Source organism: Sporosarcina sp. P26b (assembly GCF_002743245.1).
GTDB classification, from domain to species: Bacteria; Bacillota; Bacilli; order Bacillales_A; family Planococcaceae; genus Sporosarcina; species Sporosarcina ureae_C.
Genome location: NZ_PDYW01000056.1, coordinates 1 through 2213, shown reverse-complemented (window position 1 = coordinate 2213; position 2213 = coordinate 1). Strand labels below are relative to the sequence as shown.

Sequence of the window (2213 nt, the reverse complement as noted above, 5' to 3'; positions counted from 1 at the left end):
CATCGATCTTCGCAGACCAGTATGCTTCTTTCTCTTTTCTTTTCAAATAAATACCTCCCAAAATGTGTTCTATGGGAGGAGTATCTCACGAATCTTCTTCTATTAATATGTGTTCACTATTTGACGCTTACGATTATTGCGATTAATGATCAAGCAGAAATTGTGTTAGTGAATCAAGCGGCTATTACACTTTTCCGTTCGGCGGGTGTAGAAGGCAATCCTCTTGGAAAGTCGATTCAATCATTTGTTCCGTCACTTCCTCTGCAGCAGATGCTTGAAGATAAAAAGCCCCAGTATGATCAAGAACTGAAATTAAATGGATTAGATGTCGTAGTGACGCAAGTACCTGTCATTTCCAATGATCAGTTAGTCGGTGCACTTGCTATATTCCGTGATAAATCCGAACTCACTTCTCTAGTGGAACAACTAACGGGCGCTAGAGTATATGCGGAAACATTAAGACATCAAACACATGAATTCATGAATAAACTTCATGTCATTATGGCGATGGTTCATACGAAATCCTATGATGAGTTAAAAGAGTATACGTCTTATATTTCAGATGCGTACCAAAAGGAAACAGGTGTCGTATCAAGACTTGTTAAAGATCCTGTCATCGCGGGCTATTTAATGAGCAAATTAAGTGAATCACGCGAGTCAGGCATACTTATCAAGTTAGATGGAAATCATCCGCTGCCTCCGTTACAAAAGATGGAGCATATGGACAAGATCATCACTATACTAGGGAATTTACTCGACAACGCTTGCGACGCGGTAAGTGAACAAGTCGACGGTGAGGTTCAATTGACTCTGGATTACGTAGCGTCACAATTACAATTCAGCGTACGAGATAATGGGCCGGGGATCCTTTTAGAAAATATAGAAGAAGTATTTGAACAGGGAATCTCGTCCAAAGGAGAAGGGCATGGATATGGATTGTATTTAGCTAAAATCGCATTGGATGAATTAAACGGCGAGTGGACGGTATCTTCTACGAAAGGGAATGGGACAGAATTTACGGTTCGTGTGCCATATACAGGTGAAGAATGATGATTCGAGTGTTAATAATTGAAGATGATCCTATGGTAGCGAAATTTAATGGGATTTATTTAGAAAGCATTCCAGGCTTTACAATAGCAGGCTTTGCGAAAAATGTAGCCGAAGGTCGGACGTTCTTGGAGTCTTCGCCAGTGGATCTCATTTTACTGGATGTCTATATGAAAGGACCGACTGGACTCGATTTATTAACGGAACTTCGGAAAGAAGGCGACTCGGTAGATGTGATTTTGATCACAGCAGCTAATGATAAAGACTCTGTACAACAGGCGCTTCGCTATGGAGCCGTTGACTACTTGATCAAGCCATTTACTTTTGAACGGTTTCAGAATGCCTTGCTGCAGTTTAAAAAGCAATTTTATTTGATGAATCAGCATGACGAAATTAGCCAGGATGAAATTGATAATTTGCTTCATGCTTCAGATCGAATAAACAGTGACCTATTTGAATTGCCGAAAGGTCTGACGAAAACGACATTCACTCGTATCGCCAAGAAAATTATCGCATGGCAAGGAAGTACATTTTCTACAGCGGAGCTCGCAGACGATATTGGGGTTTCGAGCGTATCGACACGAAAGTATTTACATTATCTAGTGGCACATAAACTAATCGATACCGATGTAGTGTATCAGGAAACAGGTCGTCCGCTAACGAACTACCGACTGCGACTTGAAAAAGTGTATATCCTTCAATCACTCCTACGTGAATAATATTTCTGTTTCATGACTAAGCATCCGAGCAATGTAGCGAGAAGTTCGCTGTTGCTCGTGTTGCTTTTTTTAGTTACAAAAGTATTTACTTAGTTACGCAACGTATATTTCCTGAATTATCTCACTTATAGTTTTCTATGAAGAAAGCGTTTTCGGAGGGATAACAATGAAGGAAATGGCATCAACTACTTGGCAAAGATTATGGCGTTCACATAATCAGGCGAAAGATTTATTGAATTTCTTTTCACATAAGAAAAAACTAACGACCGCACAAGATCACGTACAAGTAGGTGGGCAACAGGCTTCGCCCCAACCCATAGCTGTCAACTTAAGAATTGATAGTAAATTTATAACCCGCATCCCATGCACTATCCATGGTTTACTAGCTTGATTAAAAGGGTAAGATCTTTGTAAGCACGCTAAATAAACGACGCTCTCGTGTCGTAA

At 40.2% G+C, this 2213-nt stretch carries 3 protein-coding genes; all 3 read left to right on the top strand.

Annotated elements, in window-relative coordinates:
• Positions 1 to 120 precede the first annotated feature (120 nt).
• The 3 genes from CSV69_RS16400 to CSV69_RS16390 all read left to right on the top strand — a co-directional run bounded on the left by CSV69_RS16400 (position 121) and on the right by CSV69_RS16390 (position 2157).
• Complete coding sequence (locus CSV69_RS16400; RefSeq protein WP_158232711.1) at positions 121 to 1050, top strand: ATP-binding protein; 930 nt, start codon at positions 121 to 123, stop codon at positions 1048 to 1050.
• Positions 1050 to 1766: a response regulator gene (locus CSV69_RS16395; RefSeq protein WP_085426873.1), complete on the top strand. Its 717-nt coding sequence runs from the start codon at positions 1050 to 1052 to the stop codon at positions 1764 to 1766. The genes CSV69_RS16400 and CSV69_RS16395 overlap by 1 nt, the downstream gene beginning before the upstream one ends.
• A gap of 166 nt (positions 1767 to 1932) precedes the next feature.
• Positions 1933 to 2157: a hypothetical protein gene (locus CSV69_RS16390; protein WP_099693991.1), complete on the top strand. Its 225-nt coding sequence runs from the start codon at positions 1933 to 1935 to the stop codon at positions 2155 to 2157.
• Positions 2158 to 2213: the final 56 nt, after the last annotated feature.

What these genes read in the sequence shown, in the direction of transcription:
- CSV69_RS16395 (WP_085426873.1), top strand. Translation starts at nt 1,050, where the DNA reads ATGATTCGAGTGTTAATAATTGAAGATGATCCTATGGTAGCGAAATTT.
- CSV69_RS16390 (WP_099693991.1), top strand. Translation starts at nt 1,933, where the DNA reads ATGAAGGAAATGGCATCAACTACTTGGCAAAGATTATGGCGTTCACAT.